The organism is Deinococcus marmoris (genome assembly GCF_001949125.1).
GTDB lineage: Bacteria > Deinococcota > Deinococci > Deinococcales > Deinococcaceae > Deinococcus > Deinococcus marmoris_A.
In genome coordinates this window covers 20,155-27,686 of the sequence record NZ_MSTI01000143.1, presented here as the reverse complement: position 1 = coordinate 27,686, position 7,532 = coordinate 20,155, and the positions used below count along the sequence as shown (strand labels likewise).

Sequence of the window (7,532 nt, the reverse complement as noted above, 5' to 3'; positions counted from 1 at the left end):
GGAACGGCACAACGGGACGGCCCGGCGTATGAATCCGCACCAAGTCCGCAGAAGCCTCGCGTTTGCGAGGCTTCCCCACGTCCGTCAGACGGTCAGTGATCTGGTCAATGGGATCTATAACTTCTGTCGGGTGAACCGGAGCCTGCGAGTCAAGTTGAATGAACCGGTGGGGCGTCGTCAATATGCGCAACGGACGCCAGCAATGGCCATCGGGATCACGGACACGGTGTGGAGCGTGCTGCGCCTGCTCAGCACCGTGGTCATGAAGAACCCATGTCGGTCATGATTCCAGCCTTCTACCCTGCCCCGTAACGGGCCGAATTCTTTACCGACTCAAAAATACGGCGGGAAGAAAAACAACGTTCCAGACGATGTTATAGGATTTTACGAAAACTGCTCCAGAACGGTTCAGGAAGGCTTTCTTCCCCTTCTAAGCGGTCGGTCAATGGTTCGAGTCCATTGGGGTGCACCACAAGAAAAATGCCGTCCAACACGGTAAGCGCAGAAAGAGACCCCAGGGCTGAACAGGCTTCCTGGGGTCTCCGACTGTAATAGCTCAATCCTGAGAGTCTGGCAGTGCGAACAGATCAAGGACATGCGCTCTATCCTCGCTGGGCAGCACGTGGCGGTAAATATCGTTGGTAGTTGAGGTACTGGCGTGACTCAGCATTTTTCTGATACTGATCGGCATTCCGTCAGTTCGGGGGTCTGCCGCTGAACAGGTCTGGAGAGACGCCCCTCTAAGAGCGTGTTTTAAAAGGGTCAGCCACCAAGTTCCAGGCGGCGCAACATGAGCCGGATGTTCGCCAGGTAGAACCACGCCTCCGTCGTCTGGGGCAAGCCCTCGTAATCCCGGCTCAATCGGCGGCAACGGGTCATCCACGCAATGGTGCGCTCTACCACCCAGCGGCGGTGCAACACCACAAAACCCTGTTGTCCAGCCAGCTTTTTGACCACCTTCACGGTCCAGTTCAAGACTTCTTTGGCCCAGGACACGGGGTGACCCGTGTACCCACCATCCGCCCAGATGTGTCGCAAGCGCGGAAATCGTTGGGCGAGCAATGCCAGCAGAATCGGCGCTTGCGCCCGATCCTGCACGCTCCCTGCGGTCACCATGACCAGCAGCAGCAAGCCCAGCGTATCCACGGCGATGTGTCGTTTGCGCCCGTTGGTCTTTTTCCCCGCGTCAATGCCACGAATCCCTGCCTGTGGCGCACAGCGCACGGTTTGCGCGTCGATGCTTCCCGCGCTGGGTTCAGGATCCCGTCCTGCGTTGATGCGGGTTCGGCGCAGCAGGAAGCGGTCAACCGCTTCCCACGTCCCGTCCTGCTGGAACCGCTGAAAGTAGCTGTAAACCGTCTGCCATACTGGAAAATCATGAGGAAGATCGCGCCAGGCACAGCCATTCTTGAGGACATAGAAAATTGCGCACATCACCTCATACAGATCTATCGTGCGGGGCCGTCCACCTGCCTTGGGGACGGGCAGGAGAGCTTCAAGGCGCTTAAACTGTTTGCGGGTCAGGTCACTGGAGTAACGTTGTCTTCTCATCAACTGCAACGTGCCAGAACTTGGCCCGTAGCGCTATGTCCCAGGCACTTTTAAAACACGCTCTCAGGCAGGCCGATGTATTCAGGTCTCCCTGGCTTGCCCTGGTCTCCCGATCACGGCATGATTGGGCCATGACTGTTGAACGCGCATTGGTGTTGGGGGGCGGAGGCGTCACGGGCATCGCCTGGGGCCTGGGCTTCCTGACGGGCCTGCTGGACGAGGGCCTGGACCTCCGCGACGCAGACCTGATCGTCGGCACCTCGGCAGGCTCCTCCGTCGGGGCGCAGATCACGGGCGGCATGGCGTTGGAACAGCTTTACAACCGCCAGCTCGAACCCTCCTCAGAACAGGCCGCCAACTTCGACGCCGAAGCGATGGGCCGCACCTTCGCCGCGATCATGCAGGAGGTGGGGCCGGACCCCACGGCCATCCGGCAGCGCATCGGGCAGATGGCCCTGGGCGTCTCCGGTGTGTCCGAGACCGAACGCCGCGCCATCATCGCTTCCCGCCTGCCCAACCCCGAGTGGCCCGCACAGCGCCTGGTGATCGTGGCTGTCGATACAGGAACAGGCGAGCCACGTTTCTTTGACCGGGACGCAGGTGTGCTGCTCACCGACGCCGTGGCCGCGAGCTGCGCGGTGCCGGGGGTGTGGCCGCCCGTGACCATCGGGGGCCAACGCTACATGGACGGTGGGGTCCGCTCGGTAACCAATGCCGATCTGGCCCAGGGGGCGCGGCGCGTGCTGGTGCTGTCCCTGCTCAAGCTCGACGCACAGTCACCGTTGCCAGGGGAGGTGGCGGCGCTGGAGGCGTCCGGCTCAGCCGTTCGGATGGCTGAGCCAGATGCCGCGTCGGTGGAAGCCATCGGCCCCAACGTGCTGGACCCGGCGCGGCGCGCGGGAACGGCCCAGGCGGGCCGCGACCAGGGACGAAGGCAGGCGGCGGAGCTGAAAGCATTCTGGATGGCTCACGGTGACCGTTGACACATAGGAAGTCCAGGAGATGCCGCCATCACCCAGACGCCCGCGCCCCGCACCCGCTTTACAGCCCCTTAACACCGCTGCCCCACGCTGAGGCCATGAAACGCCTCGCATTACTTCTGGCCCTCACCCTCACGCCCCTGGCCCATGCGCAGATGAACATGTCCCAGAATGCCATGCCCGGCATGAACCACGGCACCACCATGAACGGCGCACTGGACACCCTGAAGGGCAAGTCGTTTGACCGCGCCTTCCTCTCCATGATGATCGTTCACCATCAGGGCGCGGTGGACATGAGCAAAGCCGTGCTGAACACCGTCAAGGACGCTCAGGTCAAGAAATGGACGGCGGACGTTATTGGCGTCCAGCAAAAAGAAATCGGCGAGATGAACGCCTGGCTGAAAACCCTGGGCGGCGTGGACAAGGGCGCACAGACGGGAATGAACGCTGAAATGAAGGACATGATGATGTCGCTCAAGGCCAACAAGGACAGTGACCGGGGCTTCGTGGAAGGCATGCTGCCGCATCACGCCAGCGCCATCGACATGGCGAGTCTGGCCCTGCAAAAGAGCAGCGACGCCCGCGTGCTGGGCCTGTCCCGCGACATCATCCGCACGCAGGCCGACGAGATGTACGCTTACCGCCAGTGGCTGATCAAACGCGGATTCTAGAGCAGTTCTCCGAATTACGTCACCGGAAAAAGAGACTTCCGGTGACTCCATTCTCTGCTTCGCAGCTTTGCAAGTCCATCCTGCTCCGCAAAAGTCTCTCGCTCTGCTCGGTCATAAAAATGGTCTTTTTATGACAACTGCTCTAGGGCGCAGGGTAAGCGGGAGGCGGAGATGGCCCGTGTTCTGATCGTTGACGATGACCCCGCCATCCTCGAAATTCTGCACGCCTACCTGAGCGGCGAGGGTTACGAGGTCTTGCAGGCATCTGACGGCCATCAGGCCCGCGAATTGTTGCCGCGCGCCGATCTGGCGATTCTGGACTGGATGCTGCCGTGGGTCAGCGGTCTGGACCTGGCCCGTGAAGCGCGGGCGGCGGGGCTGGAGTTGCCCCTGCTGATGCTGACCGCGCGCGGCGAGGAGGAGGACAAACTGCGTGGCCTGGCCCTGGGTGTGGACGACTACGTGGTCAAGCCCTTCAGCCCGCGCGAGGTGATGGCACGCGTTCACGCCCTGCTGCGCCGCGCGGGCGTGCGTCATGAGATCCACAGCGGCGATCTGGACCTGGACCTGCGCGCCCGCCGCGCCAAGCTGGCGGGCCAGCCGCTGGAGCTGTCCAAGCTGGAATACGACCTGCTGAGTACCTTCGCGCAGCACCCGGGACTGGTCTGGACGCGCGAGCGGCTGCTGGAGCGGGTCTGGGGCCACGACTTTCCCAGCACCGCGCGGGTGGTGGACGTGCATGTCACGGCGCTGCGCCGCAAGCTGGGCGACAATGCCGACGCTCCCCGCTATATCGAGACGGTGCGCGGGGTGGGCTACCGTTTCAGGGAGGAACTGACGGGCGGTGAGGGCGAATGAAGCTCTACACCCGCCTCTTCCTGTCCCATCTCCTGGTGATCTGCGTCGCGCTGGGCGCAGTGCTGCTGATCAGCGAGGCGCTGGCCTCAGCGTTCATCCGCCATCACGTCGAGCAGATGGTGACGCTGATCGGCCCCGACGGGGCCAGCCTGCGCCCGGACTTGGAACGCGGCGTGCGGCGTACCCTGAATGCGGCGCTGCTGGCCTCTCTGCCGCTGGCGCTGGTGGTGGCCGCCCTGACCGCGCTGCTGTCCGCGCGGCGGGTGGTCCGCTCGGTGACGCTGCTGCGCGACGGCAGCCATGCCATCGCCACCGGCGACTACGCGCGGCGGCTGCCGGAGGAGGGCCGCGATGAGCTGACCGACGTGGCGCGGCACTTCAACCGCATGGCGGCGTCCTTGCAGCAGGTGGAGCAGGGGCGCGTGGAACTGATTTCCAACGTGGCCCACGAGTTGCGAACACCGCTGTCTGCCCTGCGTGGCTATGCCGAGGCCATGAAAGACGGCGTGATGCCGCCGGAAGCCGTAGCAGGGGCCATCCTGCGCGAGACGGCGGCGATGGAGCGGCTGGCGCAGGATTTAAGCGTGGTCTCGCGGGTGGAGGCGGGCGCGGTGGACCTGCACCCCAGCGACTTTGCCCCCGCTCTCCTGATCGCCCATGCCCACGAACGTTTTGCAGGCGCTTACGAGGAACGCGGCGTGGTGCTGATCCAGGGGAACGCCGGGGAGCTGCCGCACGTCACAGCGGACTTTGAGCGGGCCTCGCAGATCCTCTCCAACCTGCTGGGCAACGCCCTGCGGCACACGCTGCGCGGGGGCCTGGTCACGCTGGGAACCGAGCGGCGAGGCGGTGACGTGGTGTTCACGGTAGCAGATACGGGGGGCGGCATTCCGCCCGAACATCAGGGCCGCATCTTCGAGCGCTTTTACCGCGTCGATCCGGCGCGCACGCGCGGAGACGGCAGCGGCGTGGGCCTGACCATCGCGCGGGGTCTGGCCACCCGCATGGGCGGCAACCTGACGGTGAGTTCAGGACCGTCAGGCAGCACCTTCACCTTGACCCTGCTAGCAGCGCATGGTTCAGGACACAATCAACTGACAACTTCCAGTTCATGAAAAACCTGTCTGGGCAGGGTTCTTTCCTCAAACAGTGCCGATTCCCGTACTCCATGCCTGGAACCCGTTTTTCTCCGTCTCGCTCTCGTCATGAACAGACTGCCATCGTGGAACAGCACCCATAGAGAGCTACTTCTCTGCTTCCCAGCTCTGCAAGTCCCGTTCGGATGTTCAGGTGTTTCTCAACACCGTCAGTCAGAGGCCCCATCAAGCCCAGAAATCAGAATCGAGGGCTGGCCCGGCACGCCTCCTCTCCCACGCTTCAGACCTGCATCTGACTTTCGTGAATAGCCCCGTGCAGCAGGGTGCGGATGGCGCGGGCGTCCTCGTGCCCGGCGGCGGCGCTCAGGTCTGCCAGAAGGCACGTGAGCTGTCCTGGCTGGACTTGTTGCAAGCGGGCCGAGAAGATCTCGGTGTGGCTGGTGGGAATCACGTCCTCGCCGCTGGTCAGCAGTTCCTCGTACAGCTTTTCGCCGGGGCGCATGCCGCTGAAGACCACCTCGATATCCTGCGCGCCGGTCAGGCGGATCACGTCGCGGGCCAGATCGGCGATCTTGACCGGCTCGCCCATGTTCAAGAGATAGACGCTGCCATTGTCGGCCAGACCGCCCGCCTGCAACACCAGACGGCTGGCCTCCGGGATGGTCATGAAATAACGGGTCATGTCCGGGTGGGTGATGGTCACCGGGCCGCCCAGTTGAATCTGCTGCAAGAAGGTGGGAACCACGCTGCCCCGGCTACCCAGCACATTGCCGAAGCGCACCGATACGAACGCCTGCCCGGCTGCTGCGCGTGAGGCGGCGTCAGCAATCACCATCTCGGCAATGCGTTTGCTGGCCCCCATCACCGATGTGGGGTTGACCGCCTTGTCGGTGGAGATGTTCACCAGCCGCGTGACCCCGTATTTCAGGCACAGTTCGGCCACGTTGCGGGTGCCCAGGATGTTGTTGTGAACCGCCTCGCTGGGCGCGGCCTCCATCAACGGGACGTGCTTGTGGGCGGCAGCGTGAAAGACCACACCGGGCCGGTACGTCTCGAAGATGAATTCCAGACGCGACGGATTCCGCACGTCGGCAATCAGGGCCGTGACCTGGATGTCGGGCCATTCGCGCTTCATCTCCTGCTCGATAGCAAAGATGCTGTTCTCACCGCGCCCCACCAGCACCAGCCGGGCCGGGCGAAAGCGCGAGAGCTGTCGCACCAGCTCCGAACCGATGGAGCCGCCCGCACCCGTAACCAGCACCGTCTGACCTTTGAGATAGTGGGAAATACTGTCCTGATCGATGTCCACCGGGGCACGGCGCAGCAGATCCTCGACGCTGACGCTGCGGAGCTGGTTGGTGGTGACCTGACCGCCCATCAATTCGTACAGCCCGGGCACCGTGCGCGCCTGCAAACCCGCTGTACGCGCCGCGTTCACGTATTGCCGGATGATCTGCCCCCCTGCCGAGGGCATGGCAATCACCAGCAGGGTGGCTCCGGTGTCCTCCACAGCCTGACTCAGATGTGACAGCCTGCCCAGCACCGGCAGACCCACCAGTACCATGCCAGTCTTCTCCGCCGAATCGTCGATGAAGCCCACCGGCTCCATGCCCTTTTCCGGCGATCTCAGCAGTTCGGCGGCCATCAGGCGGCCCGCGTCCCCGGCTCCGGCGATCAGCACCCGGTCCGGGGCCTGCGCGTGGGTGGACAGGCGGCGGCGACGGCGGCCCAGCCGCCAGCGAACCAGCAGCCGCAGACCCGACAGCAGGGCTAGCGCCAGCACGCCCTCAATCAGCGGAATGGACCAGGGCACAAAAATCCACAGCCGCAGCACGGGCGTCAGCAGCAGCAGGGCCAGCGTCACCAGCCCGGTCATGGATGCCAGCTTGCTCAGATCCTCGAAAGTTACATAGCGCCAGATGTGCCGCGAGACCCGGAAATACCGCAGGGCCAGCCATTTCAGCGGCAACCCGACCAGGGCATAGATCAGAATCGAGAGGTCCACGCTTCCCAGCGCATCGTCCAGGCGCAGAACGTAGGCCAGGACCGCCGCCAGTGTGAAGACGAACAGATCGAGCAGGAATTTACCCGTGGCGCTGGTCATCGTTTTTCGTTCATATTATTTTCCAGACCCAGAATTCGGACGCGCAATATCATCAGGTCTATTGGGGAAGTTACGGCTCGGGCCAGAGAGCCGTTGACCTTCATCTCATGGGAAGACCTTAAATCTCATCGTTAATCTAGCAGAAAAAGTGCAGGCTTTCTACGTAATTCATAGTCCCAGACACTTTTGACGGTGCCTTGAAGTCCGTTGCCCTGACAGAACAGAATATTCCAGCCAGAGGACAACCCAGGCGACTCCTCATCACAGGTAC

General features: G+C 63.1%; 6 protein-coding genes and 1 pseudogene. 5 read left to right on the top strand and 2 right to left on the bottom strand.

Features of this window, described 5'->3' with window-relative positions; genetic code table 11:
- Nucleotides 1-286: pseudogene (locus BOO71_RS27230) on the top strand (IS1 family transposase); the annotation flags it as partial.
- Nucleotides 287-762: 476 nt separating this feature from the next.
- On the opposite strand, the gene BOO71_RS20510 reads toward BOO71_RS27230, so the two are convergent.
- A complete protein-coding gene (locus BOO71_RS20510; protein ID WP_075835559.1) occupies nt 763-1,551 on the bottom strand; it encodes an IS5 family transposase in 789 nt (262 codons plus the stop codon).
- Nucleotides 1,552-1,682: 131 nt separating this feature from the next.
- On the opposite strand from BOO71_RS20510, the gene BOO71_RS20505 reads away from it, so the two are divergent.
- The 4 genes from BOO71_RS20505 to BOO71_RS20490 all read left to right on the top strand — a co-directional run bounded on the left by BOO71_RS20505 (nt 1,683) and on the right by BOO71_RS20490 (nt 5,175).
- Nucleotides 1,683-2,534 (top strand): patatin-like phospholipase family protein, encoded by an 852-nt coding sequence (locus tag BOO71_RS20505; RefSeq protein ID WP_075835557.1) that lies wholly within the window; start codon nt 1,683-1,685, stop codon nt 2,532-2,534.
- Nucleotides 2,535-2,629: 95 nt separating this feature from the next.
- Complete coding sequence (locus BOO71_RS20500) at nt 2,630-3,202, top strand: DUF305 domain-containing protein (protein ID WP_075835555.1); 573 nt, start codon at nt 2,630-2,632, stop codon at nt 3,200-3,202.
- A gap of 171 nt (nt 3,203-3,373) precedes the next feature.
- Nucleotides 3,374-4,060, top strand: a complete 687-nt coding sequence (locus tag BOO71_RS20495) for a winged helix-turn-helix domain-containing protein (RefSeq protein ID WP_075835553.1) — start codon at nt 3,374-3,376, stop codon at nt 4,058-4,060.
- A complete protein-coding gene (locus BOO71_RS20490; protein WP_075835551.1) occupies nt 4,057-5,175 on the top strand; it encodes a sensor histidine kinase in 1,119 nt (372 codons plus the stop codon). The genes BOO71_RS20495 and BOO71_RS20490 overlap by 4 nt, the downstream gene beginning before the upstream one ends.
- Before the next feature lie 262 nt (nt 5,176-5,437).
- Here the strand turns inward: BOO71_RS20490 and BOO71_RS20485 are convergent, their stop codons facing one another.
- On the bottom strand, nt 5,438-7,261 hold the full coding sequence (locus BOO71_RS20485) for a polysaccharide biosynthesis protein (RefSeq protein WP_075835548.1): 1,824 nt from the start codon (nt 7,259-7,261) through the stop codon (nt 5,438-5,440).
- Between the last annotated feature and the right edge of the window lie 271 nt (nt 7,262-7,532).